Raw genomic sequence first — 18,542 nt, 5'->3', positions numbered from 1 at the left:
GGCACGTTCGCCGCTCGCCGGCCCTGCGCCCCGTAACTCGAGGAGAGACGCTTTGACTATCGAAGCCACGCTGGACAGTGATCTCGCACTCTCGCGGCTCAAGCTGCCACGACACTTCCACCGAATCAGCTCCGTCGCCACGATCCTTTATCTGGCGCACGCGCTCGCATTCTTCCTGATCCCGGCCGCCGTGGCGTTCGCCATCGTCGATATCCCGGCGTCGACGCCGGCACGTATCGCCATGGCGATCGTCCTGGGCGTGATCGGCGGGCATGGCATGCACCTGCTGACCTTCGTCGGGCACGAGGGGATGCACACGAACCTGCATCGCAACAAATACGTGAGCGCCGCGCTCGCGCTCATCTGCTCGTCGCTGGTGCCCGGCTTCCTGATCGTCGGCTTCAGCATGACGCACTGGAAGCACCATCGCTTCACCGGTCAGGACATCGACCCGGATGTCCAGATCTATTCGCAGTACCGGACATTCTGGTCGCGCTTCTTTCTCGCGCGCTCGACGGGCGTGCGGATCTACCTGAAGAACGCCATGCGCATGGCGGCGGGCCTGCCCTGGCCGGAGAACACCCGGTTGCCGTTCACCCAGCGCGAAATGCGCTGGATCTCCCGGCTCAATGTTGCGTTGAACCTCGGCGCGGTGACGGCCTACGGGTTCATCTGGCATCGCTCGGTGTGGCTGGGTTTCACGGTCATGCTGATTCCGTATATCGGGGTGTACGTGTTCAGCACGATCCGCGCTTACATCGAGCACACGGGTACCGTGCCGGGGCGATATCTCGACAGCCGCAGCTACACGTCGCCGATCTATACCGCGCTGTTCTTCGGCAGCAATTACCACCTCGAACACCACCAGTACCCGGCCGTCCCATGTTATCGGCTGCCCGCGCTCCACACGTACCTGGCGTCGCACGGGCTGTTCGAGGGGACCGGCGCGCAGGTCGAGCCGTCGTTCGTTGGGGCGTTGCGTTATACGACGGGTCGCTTCCAGTATCCCTGCGTCAATCTGCAATCCGTGCCGGACGAGTTCCTCGAGCGGATGGCGGACGGTCGTCTCGATCGCGAAGCGGCCACGGCCGACGTTCGGGACGGCGACGCGCTGGTCGCCGTCGCGCGCAAGTAGCAACGATCCGGAACGCACACGCGAGCCCCCAGTTCGCGCCCGTGTGCCACAACGCCCGTCCATGTAGCAAAGAGAGGAATCATGTTTATCCAGAATGCGTGGTACGCAGCAGCACTTTCCGACGAAGTCCAGCGGGAGCCGTTTGCACGGACGATCCTGAATCAGAAGGTCGTCATGTACCGTACGTTGGCGAACCAGGTCGTCGCCCTCGAGGACCGATGCCCGCACCGGCAGGTTCCGTTATCCCGCGGGCGCGTCGTTGGTGACGATCTCCAGTGCTGGTACCACGGGCTCCGGTACGACTGCTCCGGCGCGTGCGTCAGTATTCCGAGCCAGAGCACGATCCCGAAGGGCGCGCGCGCACGGGCGTTCCCCGCCGTCGAGAAATACGGCTTCATCTGGCTGTGGACCGGCGAGCCGGACCAGGCCGACGAAGCGACGATCCCGAACCATTGGGTCTGTTCGGCGCCCGAACTCGCCGGGAAGATGAGCTATTGCACCATCGCGTGCAGCTACTTGTTCGGCATCGACAACATCCTCGACATCTCGCACGCCGCGTTCGTGCATGCGAAGACGCTGGGTTCGCTCGACATCGTCGAGACGCCGCCCGAAATCGTGATCAACGACGATGAAGTCCGCGTGCAGCGGTACCTGCGCCGCGAGAAGACGCCGCCGCTCTACACCCATATCCTGAAGCTCGACTACATCGACCGCTTCCAGGAGGTCGTGTACTGGCCCATCGGCAACACGCGGGTCGAAACGCGGGCGCACGCGTGCGACGATGCGAACGGCCAGGTCTACCACGTCTACACGACGACGATCTTCACGCCTGCCACGGACACCACCACGCATGTATTCGTGGGCATGCACCGCGATTTCGACATCGACAACGAACGGTTTACCGAATTCACCGCGAAGGAAGTGTACGCCACCGTCATGGAGGACAAGGACGTCGCGGAGAGCCTGCAGGCGAACTGGAGCCCCACGGCGCCGATGATCGACATCCAGCTCGATCGACCGGCGTTTGCCGCGCGGCGGATATTGGAGCGAATGGGCGCGAACGCGTCCATTCGGGCAGCCGTATGACGCACGTTGAGGAAGGATCGACGATGACCGGAAAGGAAACGGCGATGAATCACCAAGGACGAGCTGGTCTCTATGTCGGCGAGTTGCTGCGCGAGCTCGACACGTCGGCGCAGGACGAGGTCAGTTTGCGGCATCCGATGACATTCGGAGAAATCGTCGGTCGCGGCCAGGTCGAGCGCCTCGCGGCTGCCGCCGACGGCATCTTCTCCGAGGTCGAGCCGACACATGCGTGGAGCGGCGCCGATATCGGCGGGCGCGAATGGCACGGCCGCTTCCAGGGCCGTCAGATTCGCGGCGTGACGGTCGCGCGCCGGTTCGGCACGCGCATCCAGGTCGACATCTTCCTCGGCTCGTTTCCCGCGCCGGTCCGCCGGGCGCTGTATGACGCGAGCCGCGATCTCGTCGACGCCAACGTGTGGACGCTGCCTCCGGGGATCGATACCGCGTTGCCGCCGGTACCCGACGATGAAGTGCTGGACGCCAAATTGCCGTTCGGCATCACCGACGAGATGTTTCTGACCAGCCCGGTGGCGTGCAAGCCGATTCGCGGCAGCGCCGATGTCGAACGCGTTTGCGGCCATTCGATCGCGGTCTACGGGGGACGGGCGAGCGGCCCGCGTCTTTCGGCCGGCGCGACGACGCTGAGCCTCTGGACCGGGGAGGTCGGCGGGCTGCCGCTGGAAGTGGCGAACGTCATTCACTGGGAAGATGCCCAGAACGTGAAGGGCATGGCAATGGCGATGCGCCCGTGGCCGGTCGTTGCGCTGTTTCAAGCGCGGATGCGGGCGCGAACACTGTCGTTTCTCGACGCGTCGTATTTCGAATCCGAATCGGGCGACGGCGTAACGCCGTCTCAGCCGCGCGAGGTATAAAGACATGAACGGACCCAGCGTGCTCACGCCGCAAGCGCAGTCGAACGCCGTTTCGCCGTGGCCGGTTTTCTGGATCGCAAGCGTGGCGGTGTTCCTCGTTTCGATCGACGTCACCGTGCTTTACGCGGCATTTCCCGCATTGCGATTGGCGTTCCCCGATGCGCACCCGGCCAGCCTGTCGTGGGTGCTGAACGCGTACACGCTGGTGTTCGCCGCGTTGCTCGTGCCGGCCGGCCGCCTCGCCGACCTGCGCGGGCGCAAGCGCACATTCCTGCTTGGTCTCGCGATGTTCCTGGCAGGATCGTTGGGCTGTGGCATCGCCACGCGTGTCGAGATGCTCTGGGCGATGCGCGCGGTGCAGGGAGCCGGCGCGGCGCTGTTGTTGCCTGCGTCGCTGTCGATCCTGCTGGCGGCGTTCCCCGTCAACCAACGGGCGATCGCCGTGAGCTTGTGGGGCGCGGTCAGCGGGGTGGCCGGTGCGTTGGGGCCGAGCCTCGGCTCGTTCCTGGTCGATCGCTTCGGCTGGCCGTCGGCCTTCTTTCTCAACCTGCCGCTCGGGGCGATCGCGCTATGGCGCGGGTGGCGCATTCTCGACGAGTCGCGCGATCCCGAGCGGGGCGCGCCGCTCGATCTCGTTGGCGTCGTCTTGCTGATCCTCGGCGTTGGCGCGATTGCTTTCGGATTGGTGCAGTCGGAGGCGGTCGGGTGGACTTCCCCGGCGGTGGCGCTGGCGATCGCCGGTGGGCTGGTCATGCTGGCGGCGTTCGTTGCATGGGCGCGCACGGCACGCGCACCGGCAATCGATCTGTCGCTGTTCCAGGATCGGACTTACTGCTACATCAATCTGGCTTCGCTGTGCTTCGCGATCGGCTTCGCGATGATGTTTTTCCAGACGTTCCTGTTTACCACGGGTGTCTGGTCGTATTCGCTGACCCGTGCGGGATTGGCCGGCAGCCCCGGGCCGCTGCTCGTCGTCCCCACGGCGATCGTGTGCGGACGGTTCGCGGCGCGCGCGGGGCACCGGCTTCTGCTGGTGACCGGGAGCCTGATCTCCACGGCGGCAAGCGTATGGTTCGCGTTGGTGCCCGGCGTCACGCCCGACTATGTGCACACATGGCTTCCGGGAGCGCTGCTTACCGGACTGGGGGTGGGGATGGTCATGCCAGCGCTGTCGGCCGCCGCCGTCGCGCATCTGCCGCCGGCCCGCTTCGGCGTGGGCTCGGCCGTGAACCAGGCGATACGGCAAATGGGATCGGTGTTCGGCGTGGCGCTGACGGTCGCGATAACCGGCAACGCGATAGGGCACCTCGCTGAATTCCGCACCCTGTGTTACCTGCAGATCGCGCTCGGTCTGGCCACCGCGATCCTGTGCGCGCCGGTGGATACGCGACCGCGAGCGCTGGCGCCCGCGACGGCGCATTGATGGCCGCGGGTCGGCCAGCGCCGGATGGCGCATGAAGCTTTCACCAAAACAAAACAACACTAATTATCCGAGGGTCTCACGATGGCCGGTAGCATTCCCCCCTCCACCCTGACGGCGGAGCGCATGACCTTGTCTCTGCTCGACATTCTTCGAGAGCGGGCCGAGCAAACGCCTGAGCGGATCGCATTCCATTTTCTTCGCGACGGCGAGGATGATGTCGTGAGCTGGTCGTACGGCCGGTTCGCCGCCGCAGCCGTCCACGTGCGTGACAGGGTGCTGCAGCACGCGCTGCACGAACGGCGCGTATTGCTGCTGCTTGAACCCGGCCTGAGCTACGTCGCGGCATTGTTCGGCATCCTGCTCGCGGGCGCCACCGCGGTGCCTTCGTTTCCGCCCGCCGGTTCTCGCGCGGTGGCACGCTTCACGTCGATCTGTCGCGATGCCCATCCTGACGTGGTCATTGCCGGCAAGCTTCACCGCTCACTGCAACCGCAGCTCGACGAACTCTACGGCGACCAGCGCGCCGCGCCGGCCTTGCTGACGATCGACGAAGATTCCTTCGACGATGGCGCAGTATCGGTACATGACGTTCGGAACCTGCTGGAGCAGCGCGTCGATCTGGACCGGCCGGCGCTGCTCCAGTACACGTCGGGATCGACGGGCGAGCCCAAGGGCGTAATCGTCACGCACGAGAATCTCGTCAGCAACTGCGCGGCGATCGCCGAGCGGCTCGGCGCCGATCCGGATCGTGTCGGCTGCACGTGGTTGCCGCCGTATCACGACATGGGGCTGATGGGCGCGCTGCTGCTCGCGGTGTACAGCGGCTTTCCGCTCGTGATTCTGTCGCCGCAGCATTTCGTTCAGCGTCCTTATCGCTGGCTCAAGGCGATCACCGACTACCGCGTGACCACGAGCGTCGCACCGAATTTCGCGTTCGACCTGTGCGTCGACAACATCAGTGAAGAAGAAGCAGCCACGCTCGATCTAAGCTCGTTGCAGCACGTATTCTGCGGCGCGGAGCCCGTGAGCCATACGACGCTCGAACGCTTCTTCGCGCGCTTCGGCCGGCACGGCTTCGAGCGCCGCGCAGTGGTCCCCTGCTACGGAATGGCGGAGGCGACGCTCTATGTATCGGGCAAGGTGGGCCGTTCGCCGGTCTCGCTGATCGAAGTCGACAAAGAGGCACTCGTTCGCGGCCTGTGCAAGCCGGCCGATCCTGGACTCGACCTGCACGGACGCACCACGCTGGTCGGGTGCGGAGCCGTGGCAGCCGGCCACCGGCTGCTGATTGTCGATCCGGCGACGAAGCGCGTGCTGCCGGAGCGCACCGTCGGCGAAATATGGTTTAGTGGTCCGAACGTTGCAGCCGGCTATCTGAACCGCGCGGACAGCGACGACATCTTCGCCGCGACGATTGCCGACGCGGACGGCGGCGGTGACACGACGCGCTACCTGCGCACGGGCGACCTCGGCTTTCTGAACCAGGGCGAGCTGTTCGTGACGGGCCGTATCAAGGACGTCGTGATTGTCGCCGGGCGCAATCTTTATCCGACCGACATCGAGGGATCCGTGCAAGCGGCGCACGACGCGATTCGCACCAACGGCGTGGTGGCGTTTTCGATCGATGGCGCGCACGGGGAGTCGCTCGTCATCGTTGCGGAACTCAAACGCTCGCGCCGTCCGAACCCCGAGCAAATGAGCGAGGTGCGCGCCGCGATCACGTTGGCGGTCACGCGCGACCACGGAGTCTCGCCGGCGGTGGTGCACCTCGGCCCGACTGGCGCGATTCCGCTCACGACAAGCGGCAAGGTGCGTCGGCAAGCGTGCAAGCAAGCGTTCCAGCAAGGCAGCTTGAGCGCACTCGAGACGCGCGCATAAGCGGTTCGCAGGAACCGCATCCCCGACTTTCATTGATGCTGTCTTTCTTCGGAGCCAGTCATGGCTGAAGCGGATTCTTTGTCTTCGCGAACACCGGCGGCCGCCCGTGAGGCGCACGCCGATACCGACGTGCGCGCACGCCGGCTCGCTTATCTGACCGTGGGTATTCCCGCGCTCGGTTTCGCACTGGCGATTGCCTACACGTGCGTATATGGGTTCCGCGCAGCGGACTTCGTGCTGTTGGCGGTGATGTATTTCTCGACCGCGATCGGTGTCGAAACCGGCATGCACCGGTATTTCTCGCACCGGTCGTTCAAGGGGCGGCCGGTCGTCACCGTGATGCTGGGCGTGCTCGGCAGCATGGCCGCCCAGGGGCCGATCCTGTTCTGGGCCGCCACGCACCGGATGCATCATGCGTTCACCGATCAGGACGGCGATCCGCATTCGCCGCGCCCGCGCGCGAACCGGCACGGCAAGCTCAGCCGAGTCGCGGGCCTTTGGCACGGCCACGTGGGCTGGCTATTCACCGTGCGCCGCGAGAACTGGAGCACGTACGCCGCGGACCTGCTGCGCGACCGTCTGATCGTCAATCTCAATCTGCGCTACGGGTGGTGGGTGCTCCTCGGCCTCGCGATTCCCGCGCTCGCGGGCGCGTTGCTCGCGCCCGCCGGACAGAGCTTGCTCGGGGCCGTCGGGGGCTTCCTGTGGGGCGGACTCGCGCGGATATTCCTGCTCGATCAGTCGACCTGGGCCGTCAATTCGCTGTGCCACACGATCGGCACCCGTCCGCACGCGACGCGCGACCATAGCCGCAACCTGGGCCTGCTCGCGATCGTTTCGGTGGGCGGCGCATGGCACAACAACCATCACGCGCAGCCGGCGTTCGCCAACAACGATCACGCGTTCTGGCAGATCGATCCGTCCGCGTGGCTCATCCGCCTGCTCGACGCGCTGGGACTTGTCACGGAGGTGCGCTATGCGCCGAAGCGCCGCGCGTCGTTCTCGTCAACTTCGCCGTAATCCTCTATTAGCGTTTGGAGAATCCTATGAATTCGTCGATTCAGGTTGCCCCCGGCGTGACTGCCGCCGGCGGGCTGTCGGCCTCTGACGGCCAGATCCCCGGCGTTTCGCCGCTAAAAGGCAGTGGTGCGCGCGTCAAACGCTACACCGCCCTGGCCGTCATGCTGGTGCCGCTTGCCGGGTTCGCGCTGGCGGTGCGTCAATTCGTGCTGGGCGACTTCGCCGCCACCGACCTGGTGCTGTTCGCGGTGTTCTATTTTCTGCACATGGGCGGGATCACGATGGGCTTCCATCGGTATCTGGCGCACAAGACGTTCCGGACCTCGAAGTGGTTCGAAGGCATCCTGCTGATCTGCGGTTCGATGGCCGCGCAAGGGCCGGTCATGTTCTGGGTGACGACGCATCGCCGTCATCACCTGTACAGCGACCAGCAAGGCGATCCGCATTCGCCGAACCTGGCGGGCGCGGGCCTGATCGCGAAGCTGCGCGGCCTCTGGTATGCGCACATGCCGTGGATGCTGGCCCCGGACGTGTCGGGGTGGACGTTCTTCGCGCCCGATGTATTGCGCGATCGCCGCCTGTTTTTCTATCACCGCACCTATGTCTGGTGGGTCGTGCTCGGCCTCGTGCTGCCCGCCGCGATCGGAGGTGCGATCGGCGGTTCCTGGCACGGCGCGTGGAACGGCCTGCTGTTCGGTGGCTTCGCACGGATTTTCCTGGCCAATCAGGCTGCCTGGTGCGTCGGTTCGGTGTGCCACATGTTCGGTGGGCGACCCTTCAAGACCGACGACAACAGCGCTAACAACTGGACCGTCGCCATCCTCACGTTCGGCGAAGGTCTGCAGAACAACCATCACGCGTTCCCCGCGTCGTATCGCCATTCGGTGAAGTGGTACGAGCCGGATCTCAGCGCGTGGGTGCTCTGGACGCTCGGCAAGGCGGGTGTCGTCCGGGACCTGCGCTTGCCGGGGCCGGCCGCGATCCGCAAGTTGGCCAAGCAACCGTATTGAAGAAAGTTGCCTTCATGAAGCTGTTCATCTCCCTCGTATAGAAGGATTATTCATCATGTCTCAAGCTGGAATCCTGGGTGGCCTGTTCGGCCGCAAGAAAGCGGTCGCCGCCGACGTCGGCCCTCTGACGGAAGCGTCGATCCGCAGCTGGCTGGTCGACCGGCTCGCGAAGCAGCTGAAGATGGATCGGGCTGCCATCGATCCCGCCAAACGCTTCGACGAGTATGGGCTCGATTCGATCGTTGCCGTGCAGGTGTCGGGCGATCTCGAGAAAGTCGTCGAGCAGCGGCTGTCTCCGGCGCTGCTGTTCGAACACAACAGCATCGACGAACTGGCGCGCCACCTGTCGACCGAGCTCGGTCTGCAGGCTGCGTAAGCGGGAGATCGACATGGCGAACACTTACACTGTCCCGAGCGCGCCGCCGGCGCGTTTCGACGAATTCCTGCAAAAATCGAAGGCGCTCGAGGGCGTACGGCTGACCGATGCGATTCCGAAGTCGCTATACGAGCCGCGTGCGTGGCGTGGCGTTCTCGGCTTCGTGGTGAGCTATGCGGCATACATCGGCGCGCTCGTCGGCATCGCGTATGCGCCGCACTGGCTGTTCTACGTTCCGCTGTGGCTGCTCGCGGGCCTGGGCGGCTGGGGGCTGCATTGCATCGCGCACGATTGCGGGCACAACTCGTTCTCCCGCTCCCGATGGTTCAACCTGATGATCGGGCATCTATCGCTGCTGCCGCTGCTGTATCCGTTCCATGCGTGGCGTCACACGCATAACCTGCACCACGCGAACACCAACAACCTCGAGCTCGACACCGACTGGCGGCCGATTCCCGCGCCGCTTTACGATCGCATGCCGCTCCTCAAGCGCCTCGAGTACGCCGGTACCCGCAAGTGGCTGTTCTGGGCAGGGACGTTGAGCTACTGGAAGGAATCGGGCTTCCGTCCCGGCTTCTATCCGAAGCGCGAGATGCGGCGCGACGTGAAGCGCTCGATCGGCTTCGTGCTGATCGTCGCGATGCTCTATTTCCCTGCGCTGATCTACTTTACCGGCGTCACGGGCCTGTTCCTGTATTTCGTCGTGCCGTGGCTCATGATCCATGCGTGGTTCAGCGCGACGACGCTGATGCACCACACGTCGGACGACATCCCGTTTCTGCCGTCGCAGCACTGGACGCCGAACGCAAGTCGCCTGCTCGTGACGACGGACTACCGGTATCCGAAGTGGCTGCACTTCATGACCCATAACATTTCGGTGCATACGGCGCATCACGTCGCGCCGATCGTGCCGTTCTACAACCTTCCGAAGGCACAGGCGGCGCTCAAGGCAGCGTTTCCGGGAATGATTCGCGAAAAGGATTTCACGTTCGGCGATCTGTGGCACGTGATCCGCCACTGCCACTTCTACGACACCGAGTCGGGCTATTACCGGACCCTGTCCCGGGAGGCAGTGGCCGTCGGCGCGCGTGCGGCGACGGAGGGCCGGTGATGGCGGCCGCGAATCCCACGGAAGTCTCGCCGATCGCCCGGCAGACCACGAAGGCGCCTTCGTTGCGCGTGCGGCTCGGCCGTCACGCGTTCCGGATGCTGAACACGTTCGCGCCGCGCATTGCCGGACGGCGCGCGGCCGATGCGTTCGGCTTCACGCGTGGCTACGGGCTGCCCATCAGCGATCGCATACCGCTCGGCGCGACGGTGACGTCCATCGAGGGCAACGCGGACATCGACCGCGCGTATTACTGGGAGGGCGGTGCCGAGCGGGTGCTGCTCGTGCACGGCTGGGGCACCGACAGCAGCAGCATGCTGAGCTTCGTCAAGCCGATGAAGACGTTGGGCTTGTCGGTGGCGGCATTCGACGCGCCCGCGCATGGTCTGTCGCCGGGCAAGCATACGACGATGACGCAGTTCACGCGGGCGACGGGCGCGGCGCTGGATGCGATCGAAGGCGCGCAAGTGGTGATTGCACATTCGCTCGGTTCGATCGCGACGATCTCGGCGCTGGCGGAGCGCTCGCGCCGCGCGTCGTTGCGCTGCATCGTGTTGATCGCGCCGACGAGCGCGCTGACCGAAGTGCTGGAGCGCTGGGCGAACCGCGACATGGCGTTGCCGCGTCCCGTGATCGAGCGCATCTATGCGGAGCTGCAATGCCGCAACGGCGTGCCGGTCAGCCATTGGGACATTCTGGCGCGCGGCGCATCGCTCGATGTGCCGGTGCTGGTCGTGCACGACCCGGCCGATCCCGTGGTGCCGTACTGCGAGGCGCAGCGCGTGGTGGCGGGCCTGCCGCAGGCGACATTGTGGCCGGCGCCGGGCACGGGTCACGGGCGGATCCTGTCGGATGCGAGGGTACGCGAGCAGGTGCGCGAATTCGTGAAGCGACAAATGTCGAATCTTGGAGAGTTGGCGGGATGAGCACGACAGCGGTGGAGATGCGCACGTTGATGTGTCTGGTGTGCGGCTGGATTTACTCGGAAGAAAAAGGTGCGCCTGAAGACGGCATTGCACCGGGCACGCGCTGGGAGGACATTCCGGCCAAATGGAAGTGTCCCGAATGCGGCGTCGGCAAGGAGGATTTCGAAATGATTTCGATTTGACCCAACGGAAGGGGGGCGCGCGGCGCCCCCGATCCTGCGCCCGCAAGCACAATATGCGGGTTCACGAGCGTGCCGGGTAAGCGAAGCCGCATCGCCCGGCAGGTAACGCGCGACGATGCGCTGGCATCGCTTCAGGCGAAACTGAACGTTGAATGGAGTGTTGAAATGGTTGCTCGACAAGTAGTGATCTGCAGTCCTGTAAGAACGCCCATCGGGGCGTTTGGCGGCACGTTGACGGACGTCGCCGCGACGACGCTCGGCGCGATCGCGGTGCGCGAAGCGATACGCCGCAGCAAGGTCGATCCGGCGGCGTTGGCCTCGGTCGTGATGGGCAATGTCATTCAGGCGGGAAACAAGATGAATCCCGCGCGTCAGGCAGCTGTCGGCGGCGGCATTCCGGTGGAGGTGCCTGCGCTTACCGTGAATCGCGTCTGTGGCTCGGGCGCTCAGGCCATCGTGAATGCGGCCCAGGAAATCTGGCTCGGATTCGGCGAGGTCGCGGTGGCGGGCGGTATGGAAAACATGGACCGTGCGCCGTATCTGCTGCATAGCGGTCGGTGGGGCCATCGCATGGGCAATACCGACATCGTCGACAGCATGCTCGGGGACGGTCTCGTCGACGCGTTTTCCGGCCGGCATTCCGGATGGCATACGGAAGACCTCGTGTCGAGGGCGGGCATCACGCGCGAGGAGCAAGACCGTTGGGCGGAACGTTCGCAAAGGCGCTTCACGCAGGCTCAAGGGCGCGGGGCGTTCGACGCCGAGCTCGTCGCGGTCGATATCGAGGGGCGCAAGCAACCCGTCAGATTCGAGCGCGACGAGCAGCCGCGACCGGACACGACGATGGAGTCGCTTGCCCGATTGAAACCCGCGTTTCGGTCTGACGGCACCATCACCGCCGGCAATGCGCCGGGATTGAACAGCGGTGCGGCGGCGATGGTCGTGGCGGAGCGGCAGTATGCCGAGGCGCGTGGCATCGAGCCGATCGCGACGCTCGTGTCGTACGGCGTGGGAGCGGTCGAGCCGGGCATGTTCGGGCTGGGGCCCGTGCCGGCGGTCAGGATGACGCTCGCCCGTGCCGGATGGTCGTTGAACGACGTGGAGCGTTTCGAGATCAACGAGGCCTTTGCCGCCGTGCCGATCGCGGTCCTTCGGGAGCTCGGCATCGACGAAGAGCGGGTGAACGTCGAAGGCGGCGCGATCGCGCACGGTCACGCCATCGGGGCGACCGGTGCGGTCCTGACGACCCGTCTCGCGCATTCGATGCGCCGTGATGGCGTGAAGCGCGGCATGGTGACCTTGTGCATTGGCGGCGGCCAAGGTATCGCCCTCGCTCTGGAGGCCGTTTGACGGCGTCTTGATCGCGACGGGACCCGGCGACGTCCCGATCATCAGCAATCACGGAGAAGACATGGACCAGCGTTCAGCACTGGAAGACCTGTGTGCCCCTGCCGCGACCGGGTACACGACGACGCAGGCGGAGCTCGCGCGCAAGTGGTTGGCTCACTTCGGCGCAGACCGCGTGGAGGACCTCGACCTCGGCATGCTGGAGGCGATTGCCTGCTATGTCAGCAGGGGAGTCTCTCCTCCTCCGGGCGAATAGCTCGCGATTCACGTGCGTTCATTGTGTGACCGGTGCGCGTGGCCGGCCGGGCCAGGGGCAAGCGAGGTGCAGCTTGCCCCTGGTCTGGCTCGGTCCGATCGCGCGCAGGCGTGTCGCGCGGCTGTAGCGGTGCGGATGCCGGGGTCGCGATGGGCGTCGTGCATTCGCGGTGCGTGCGGGCCGGACGGCTGTGGACGAAGCGCGGCGCTTCATCAATTAATGACCAAACCGCAAGACCTAGTGCATAGATATCGTTTGCCGCGGCGTTAATGACTATCGACAATCGTGGCTCGAATTCCCGCCCTTGCGCCAGAAGCGCCTTGGTCGGGCGGCACCTGTCGGCTATCCCGGCCGTCCGTGCCATCCAGTTCACGACGACATGTACGCGTTTACGCCCTCATTCCAGAATCCTGCCGGTTCGCCGATCCGCGAACTGTTCAAGTACCTCTCCGAGCCGGGGATGATTTCGTTCGCGGGCGGCTATCCGGCCAGCGACCTGTTCGACGTCGACGGCCTGAACGCGGCCGCCGAACGCGCGTACGCCCAGCCGGTGCGCTGCCTGCAATACGGCCCGACCGACGGCCTTGCCGAACTGAAGCAGCAACTGATTGCGTTGATGGCGCGCCGTCACGTCGCGTGCACGCCGGCCGAACTGCTCGTCACGACCGGCTCGCAGCAGGGCCTCGACCTGCTGCTGCGCGTGATGGTCGCGCCCGGCGACGTCGTGCTGACGGAGCAGCCGGCTTATCCGGCGACGCTGTCGGCGATGCGCGTGCAGCAGGCGCGCATCGTCACGATCCCGGTCGACGGTGACGGCCTCGACGTCGACCGCCTCGCGTCGCAACTCGCGTCCGGCGCGATCGCGCAGCCGAAACTGCTCTACACCGTCCCGACCTTCGCGAACCCGACCGGCGCGACGCTCACGCGCGAACGCCGGCTGAAGCTGCTGCGTCTCGCGGTGCAATACCGTTTCCTGATCGTCGAGGACGATCCGTACGGCGACCTGCGTTTCGCGGGCGAACCGGTGCCGTCGATGCTCGCACTCGCGAACGAAGTCGATGGCGCGCGCGACTGGATCGTGCATTTCGCGAGCCTGTCGAAAATCGTCGCGCCGGGGCTGCGCGTGGGCTGGACGATCGCGCCGGCCGAGATCGCGCGACGCTGCGTGATCGCGAAGCAGACGGTCGACCTGTGCAGCACGCCGTGGACGCAAGCCACCGCCGCCGAATATCTCGCCGACGGCGCGCTCGAACGCCATCTGCCGCGCATCACGGCGGCCTACCAGCTCAAATGCGACGCGATGTGCGACGCGCTGCGCGACGGTTTCGGCGACGCGATCACGTTCCATCGTCCCGAAGGCGGGATGTTCGTGTGGGCGCGGATCGGCGCGGTGTCGTCGGACGTGCTGCTGCAACAGGCGATCGCGAACAAGGTCGTCTTCGTGCCGGGCAACGCGTTCTTCGCGGACAACGTCGACGCCGCATCGCTGCGCCTGTCGTTCGCCGCGCCCGACGTCGACGCGATCCGGGAAGGTGTGGCGCGCCTGGTGCGCGCATATGATGCGGCGCTGGCCGCGTGAGGAGACACCCATGAACATCGTCATCAACGACACCGCATGGCTGGATGAAGCGCCGGGCATGGCCGATATCCGCCCCGTCGCGCACAAGTCGTCGCAGATCGGCGCGGGGCCACAATACGTCGCGGACGTGCTCGGCCGCTTCGGCGCGGATTCGACCGACACGAGCGACGCCGCACCGGTCGTCCTCGGCTATAACTGAACCGCGCGGCGACGGGTTTGCAACGAAAACCGTGGGCGCGCCGCGAGCTGCGACGCCGAAACGGGTAAGCTAGCGCGACCGTCTCCCGCAAGATCGCCGCGCCATCATGTCCGATCCCACTTCCGAATCGCTCACGCAAACCTATGACCGTCTCTGGTCGTGCCTCGAGTCCGGCGTGGGCACGCAGCGCTCGCCGTTCACGATGATTCAGGCCGCGACGCTCGGCCTCGACGGTGCGCCGAAGGTACGCACGATCGTGTTGCGGCAAGTGAGCCGCGCCGATCGTCTGCTGGCGTTCCATACGGATGCGCGTTCGGAGAAGGTTGCGGAGTTACGCCGCGATCCCCGCATCGCCGTCGTCGCGAACGATCTCGACGCGCTCGTGCAGATTCGCGCGGAAGGCGTTGCGTCGATCTGCGACGACGAAGCGCAACGGCGTGCGATCTGGCAATCGAGCCGTCCGCATACGTTGCTGTTGTATCGCGCACGGTTGCGGCCGGGTACGCCGATCGAGTCGCCTGAAGACGCGCACGTCACGCCAAGCCCGGGCGACGCCCCCACCGACGACGGCTATCGGAACTTCTGCCTGGTCCACGTCGCGGTGACGCGCATCGACTGGCTCGAACTTGCCCGCGGCGGTCATCGCCGCGCGGTATTCGACGTGAACGACGACGGCTACGCAGGCGGCTGGATCGCCCCCTGACGGCGACGTTCGCCCGCCTGCTACAAACGCGTACAAATCAGACACATCCCGGATACATCAGACCTTTCAAATGGGTGACCGCCGCGTGACCGCCGCGTGCCCAAATGAAAGCGAAGGCGCGCCCGGGCGCGCGGCATGTTCACTTTCAACCTCACGAAAGGAGATGCCGAGCGATGTCTTCCACACCGTTTTCCCCGATGCGTCGGCACCTGCTGGCCACGTCCGTGGCCGCGGGTGTATCCGCGATGCTGCCCACCGCGCTGCATGCGGCAACCGGCGACACCGGCATACGCCCGTTCACCGCCCATATCCCCGATGACGCACTGGTCGACCTGCGCCGCCGCATCACCGCGACGCGCTGGCCGGGCCGCGAGACCGTCGCCGACGAATCGCAGGGCGTGCGGCTCGCGCGCATGCAGGCGCTGCTGCGCTACTGGGGCACCGACTACGACTGGCGCAAGGGCGAGGCGCGCCTGAACGGCTTCCCGATGTTCATCACGGAAATCGACGGGCTCGACATTCACTTCATCCACGTCCGGTCGCGGCACGCGAATGCGATGCCGATGATCATGACGCACGGCTGGCCCGGTTCGGTCTTCGAGCTGGTGAAGGCGATCGGCCCGCTGACCGACCCGACCGCGCACGGTGCGAGCGCCGACGATGCGTTCCACGTCGTCGTGCCGTCGCTGCCGGGCTTCGGTTTCTCGGGCCGCCCGACGAAGACGGGCTGGGGCTCCGACCACATCGCGCGCGCATGGGGCGAGCTGATGGCGCGCCTCGGCTATACGCGCTTCGTGTCGCAGGGCGGCGACTGCGGCTCGGTGATCTCGCACCGGATGGCGATGCAGCGCGTGCAGGGCTTGGCGGGGATTCACGTGAACATGCCGGCGACGGTGCCGCCGGACATCGCGACGCTGCTCCAGGTCGACGCGCCGGCTCCGGCATCGCTGTCGCCGAAGGAGAAGGCCGCGTACGAGAAGCTCGCGACGTTCTATCGCGACAACTGCGGCTACGCGGCGATGATGGTCACGCGTCCTCAGACGGTCGGCTACGCGCTGGCCGATTCGCCGTCGGGGCAGGCCGCGTGGATGTACGACAAGATCTCGCAGTGGACGTACAGCGGCGGCGTACCCGAACGCTCGATTCCGCGTGACGAGATTCTTGACGACATTTCGTTGTACTGGCTGACCAACACGGCGACGTCCTCCGCGCAGATCTACTGGGAGGATCACTCGAACAACTTCAACGCGGTGGACATCTCGCTGCCGGCCGCGATCACGGTGTTTCCCGGCGAGATCTATCAGGCGCCGCGCAGTTGGGCCGAGCGCAGCTATCACAACCTGATCTACTTCAACGAAGTCGACAAGGGCGGACACTTCGCGGCATGGGAAGAGCCGGAACTGTTCGCACGCGAAGTGCGTGCCGGGTTCCGGCCGTTGCGTCGCGCGTAAGCGCGGCTCGACGGGAGCGCGGGCCGGTTGCGATGCCGGCCTGCGTCCGTGGCCGCATCGGTGCAGGGGGGCGCGTGTGTTGGGCGGCCCCCGAACCGCACCGGCTGGCGGGCGTTTTTTGAATCGCTCTGTGTCGTATCCGGACACGGATACGTTGGGATACAAAGCGTCGGAATGGTTCGGATATAAATCCGGTGAAGCGATTCACACGGCGGCGCGGAGCGATGCGCGGCCGGCGTGAACGGCGATACCGGAGCGCCCGCACCTGCCGTGGGGCCCCTTCCTTACCGATCGACAATGGAGAACGAGTCATGCCTGATACCGTGAATAGCCGCCGCCGCCTGATCCTGGGTACGACAATCGCAAGCCTGAGCCTCGCCGACCTCGGCTTCGGCTCGCTGGCGCACGCGCAGTCGGCGCCCGATGCCCCGACGAGCCGCGCGGCCGGCGCGGCGTCGCTCGGCAACATCCACCAGATCGACGCGGGCGTGCTGAACGTCGGGTATGCGGACCTCGGGCCGAAGAACGGCCCCGTCGTGTTCCTGCTGCACGGCTGGCCGTACGACATCTACAGCTACGCGGACGTCGCGCCGCTGCTCACGGCGGCTGGCTATCGCGTGATCGTGCCGTACCTGCGCGGCTACGGATCGACGACGTTCCGCTCGGCCGACACGCTGCGCAACGGCCAGCAGGCGGTGACGGCCGTCGACATCGTCGCGCTGATGGATGCGCTGAAGATCGACCGTGCGGTGTTCGGCGGCTACGACTGGGGCGCACGCACGGCCGACGTCATCGCGGCGCTGTGGCCGCAGCGCGTGAAGGCGCTGGTGTCGGTGAGCGGCTACCTGATCGGCAGCCAGCAGGCGAACAGCAAGCCGCTGCCGCCTCAGGCCGAATTCCAGTGGTGGTATCAGTTCTACTTCTCGACCGAGCGCGGCGCGCTCGGCTATGCGGAGAACCTCGATGCGTTCAACAAGCTGATCTGGCAGCTCGCGTCGCCGAAGTGGCAGTTCTCCGACGAGACTTATGCTCGCAGCGCCGCGGCATTCCGGAATCCCGACCACGTGGCGGTAGTGATCCACAACTATCGCTGGCGCCTCGGTCTCGCGAAGGGCGAAGCGAAATACGACGACATCGAGCGGCGGCTCGCGGCCGCCCCGGTCATTACCGTGCCGACGATCACGATGGAAGGCGATGCGAACGGCGCGCCGCACCCGGCCCCTGCCGCGTATGCGAAGAAGTTCACCGGCAAGTACCAGCACCGCACGATCACCGGCGGCATCGGCCACAACCTGCCGCAGGAAGCGCCGCAAGCGTTCGCCGATGCGATCCTGCAAGTGGAGCATCTGTGATGCGGGCGCGTACCGGTGTGATGCGTCACGGCGTGCGCCGTGCGCTCGTCGCGGGCGTGTTGCTGGCCGGCGCGTTGTCGGCGAGCGGCCCGGCCGCGTTCGCGGAGCAGCCGAAGCTGGCCGCGTCGCCGATCTACGGCGTGACGATCCCGCCCGGCTACCGGAAGTGGGAAATGGTCGCGCCGGCCGAGGAAGCGGCGCCGCTCGACGAATTGCGTGTGGTGCTCGGCAATCCTGTCGCGATGCGTGCGCTCGAGAAGGCGACGCTGCCGTTTCCGGACGGCACGATCCTCGTGAAGCTCGCGTACAAGCGCAAGCAGTCGGACGAGTTCCCGTCGGCGACGGTGCCGGGCCAGGCGACCACCGTGCAGGTGATGGTGAAGGATTCGCGCCGCTATGCGTCGACGGGCGGCTGGGGCTTCGGGCGCTTCATCAATGGCGTGCCGGCCGATATCGGTCAGCACCAGACGTGCTTTGCGTGTCACCAGGCGCGCGTGAAGAATCACGACTTCGTGTTCACGCGATTGGCGCCTTGACACGTGTGTACGTCAGGAGGCATGCCGTTCATCGCCGTGCCATCGTCGGCGGGAATTTGAGTGGGACTACGCCCGATCCGGGTTGGAGCCGACCGCCAGGATG

The 18,542-nt window shown here is 65.8% G+C and carries 19 protein-coding genes; all 19 read left to right on the top strand.

From position 1 onward, the window contains the following. The first annotated feature begins 52 nt into the window (after positions 1 to 52). The 19 genes from SB786_RS04555 (at position 53) to SB786_RS04465 (ending at position 18,439) form a co-directional block, all read left to right on the top strand. The gene (locus tag SB786_RS04555) at positions 53 to 1,135 is read left to right on the top strand and encodes a fatty acid desaturase family protein (RefSeq protein WP_410726386.1); all 1,083 of its coding nucleotides are present in this window, start codon (positions 53 to 55) and stop codon (positions 1,133 to 1,135) included. An 81-nt stretch (positions 1,136 to 1,216) separates the two neighbouring features. Beyond that, on the top strand, positions 1,217 to 2,221 hold the full coding sequence (locus tag SB786_RS04550; RefSeq protein WP_410726385.1) for a Rieske 2Fe-2S domain-containing protein: 1,005 nt from the start codon (positions 1,217 to 1,219) through the stop codon (positions 2,219 to 2,221). Positions 2,222 to 2,265: 44 nt separating this feature from the next. Beyond that, positions 2,266 to 3,093: a hypothetical protein gene (locus SB786_RS04545; RefSeq protein WP_410726384.1), complete on the top strand. Its 828-nt coding sequence runs from the start codon at positions 2,266 to 2,268 to the stop codon at positions 3,091 to 3,093. Positions 3,094 to 3,097: 4 nt separating this feature from the next. Continuing rightward, the gene (locus SB786_RS04540) at positions 3,098 to 4,516 is read left to right on the top strand and encodes an MFS transporter (protein ID WP_410726383.1); all 1,419 of its coding nucleotides are present in this window, start codon (positions 3,098 to 3,100) and stop codon (positions 4,514 to 4,516) included. Positions 4,517 to 4,639: 123 nt separating this feature from the next. After that, positions 4,640 to 6,394, top strand: coding sequence for a fatty acyl-AMP ligase (locus tag SB786_RS04535; RefSeq protein WP_410726382.1), 1,755 nt, complete (start codon positions 4,640 to 4,642; stop codon positions 6,392 to 6,394). 78 nt (positions 6,395 to 6,472) lie between these two features. Further along, a complete protein-coding gene (locus SB786_RS04530; RefSeq protein WP_410726381.1) occupies positions 6,473 to 7,414 on the top strand; it encodes an acyl-CoA desaturase in 942 nt (313 codons plus the stop codon). Positions 7,415 to 7,440: 26 nt separating this feature from the next. Then, positions 7,441 to 8,424 (top strand): acyl-CoA desaturase, encoded by a 984-nt coding sequence (locus SB786_RS04525; RefSeq protein WP_410726380.1) that lies wholly within the window; start codon positions 7,441 to 7,443, stop codon positions 8,422 to 8,424. Positions 8,425 to 8,479: 55 nt separating this feature from the next. Continuing rightward, the gene (locus tag SB786_RS04520) at positions 8,480 to 8,800 is read left to right on the top strand and encodes an acyl carrier protein (protein ID WP_006749604.1); all 321 of its coding nucleotides are present in this window, start codon (positions 8,480 to 8,482) and stop codon (positions 8,798 to 8,800) included. Positions 8,801 to 8,813: 13 nt separating this feature from the next. Continuing rightward, positions 8,814 to 9,911 (top strand): fatty acid desaturase, encoded by a 1,098-nt coding sequence (locus tag SB786_RS04515; protein WP_006757004.1) that lies wholly within the window; start codon positions 8,814 to 8,816, stop codon positions 9,909 to 9,911. Continuing rightward, positions 9,911 to 10,834, top strand: a complete 924-nt coding sequence (locus SB786_RS04510; RefSeq protein ID WP_410726379.1) for an alpha/beta fold hydrolase — start codon at positions 9,911 to 9,913, stop codon at positions 10,832 to 10,834. The genes SB786_RS04515 and SB786_RS04510 overlap by 1 nt, the downstream gene beginning before the upstream one ends. Continuing rightward, positions 10,831 to 11,016 carry a rubredoxin gene (locus SB786_RS04505; protein ID WP_006749607.1) on the top strand — a complete coding sequence of 62 codons (186 nt, stop codon included), beginning with the start codon at positions 10,831 to 10,833 and terminating at the stop codon, positions 11,014 to 11,016. Before SB786_RS04510 ends, SB786_RS04505 begins: the two co-directional genes overlap by 4 nt. A gap of 165 nt (positions 11,017 to 11,181) precedes the next feature. After that, positions 11,182 to 12,366 carry a thiolase family protein gene (locus SB786_RS04500; RefSeq protein ID WP_410726378.1) on the top strand — a complete coding sequence of 395 codons (1,185 nt, stop codon included), beginning with the start codon at positions 11,182 to 11,184 and terminating at the stop codon, positions 12,364 to 12,366. Between the two features lie 61 nt (positions 12,367 to 12,427). After that, positions 12,428 to 12,619, top strand: a complete 192-nt coding sequence (locus SB786_RS04495) for a hypothetical protein (RefSeq protein WP_410726377.1) — start codon at positions 12,428 to 12,430, stop codon at positions 12,617 to 12,619. Between the two features lie 379 nt (positions 12,620 to 12,998). After that, on the top strand, positions 12,999 to 14,198 hold the full coding sequence (locus tag SB786_RS04490) for a PLP-dependent aminotransferase family protein (RefSeq protein ID WP_410726376.1): 1,200 nt from the start codon (positions 12,999 to 13,001) through the stop codon (positions 14,196 to 14,198). 10 nt (positions 14,199 to 14,208) lie between these two features. Next, the gene (locus SB786_RS04485) at positions 14,209 to 14,397 is read left to right on the top strand and encodes a hypothetical protein (RefSeq protein WP_041491728.1); all 189 of its coding nucleotides are present in this window, start codon (positions 14,209 to 14,211) and stop codon (positions 14,395 to 14,397) included. Between the two features lie 106 nt (positions 14,398 to 14,503). Then, on the top strand, positions 14,504 to 15,100 hold the full coding sequence (locus tag SB786_RS04480) for a pyridoxamine 5'-phosphate oxidase family protein (protein WP_410726375.1): 597 nt from the start codon (positions 14,504 to 14,506) through the stop codon (positions 15,098 to 15,100). Between the two features lie 173 nt (positions 15,101 to 15,273). Beyond that, on the top strand, positions 15,274 to 16,551 hold the full coding sequence (locus SB786_RS04475) for an epoxide hydrolase family protein (RefSeq protein WP_410726374.1): 1,278 nt from the start codon (positions 15,274 to 15,276) through the stop codon (positions 16,549 to 16,551). 311 nt (positions 16,552 to 16,862) lie between these two features. Continuing rightward, positions 16,863 to 17,903 (top strand): alpha/beta fold hydrolase, encoded by a 1,041-nt coding sequence (locus tag SB786_RS04470; protein ID WP_410726373.1) that lies wholly within the window; start codon positions 16,863 to 16,865, stop codon positions 17,901 to 17,903. Next, entirely contained in the window at positions 17,903 to 18,439 is a 537-nt protein-coding gene (locus tag SB786_RS04465; protein ID WP_410726372.1) for a cytochrome P460 family protein, read from the top strand. Before SB786_RS04470 ends, SB786_RS04465 begins: the two co-directional genes overlap by 1 nt. Positions 18,440 to 18,542 lie beyond the last annotated feature (103 nt).

This window comes from Burkholderia sp. SIMBA_062 (genome assembly GCF_046534765.1).
Lineage (GTDB): Bacteria > Pseudomonadota > Gammaproteobacteria > Burkholderiales > Burkholderiaceae > Burkholderia > Burkholderia ambifaria.
This window is presented reverse-complemented; position numbering and strand designations above follow the sequence as displayed.